We start from the raw sequence: 379 nt of genomic DNA on the forward strand, positions 1-379 counted from the left end.
TGGCCGAATTCTTGAAATCAAGCCGGGATTTTATACGCGAATGGGCGCAGGTATTCGTCAATCAACTGAAGTGTTAAAAACACAAGCAACTCAAAAGCGCCTCATGTTGATTGTTTCAGACGGCAAGCCAAATGATATTGATCACTACGAAGGCCGTTACGGAGTAGAGGATACTCGTAAGGCGGTTCAGGAGGCCAAGCAGCAGGGCTTGCAACCATTTTGTATTACCATCGATGAAGATGGAAACGATTATTTACCTTACCTTTTTGGTGATCATGGTTATGCAGTGATTAGTGATACTGCGCGTTTACCTGCATTGCTGCCAAAAATTTACTTGAACCTTACAGGTCTATCGTAAGACGACAAGGGTCAAGCTTTT

1 protein-coding gene is annotated in these 379 nt (G+C 43.5%); it reads left to right on the top strand.

Going from position 1 to position 379, the window contains the following annotated elements; genetic code table 11:
* A partial coding sequence (locus A3729_RS10605; RefSeq protein ID WP_156497882.1) for a nitric oxide reductase activation protein NorD occupies positions 1-358 on the top strand: 358 nt, incomplete at its 5' end.
* Positions 359-379: the final 21 nt, after the last annotated feature.

The sequence above is a fragment of the Oleiphilus sp. HI0043 genome, assembly GCF_001634935.1.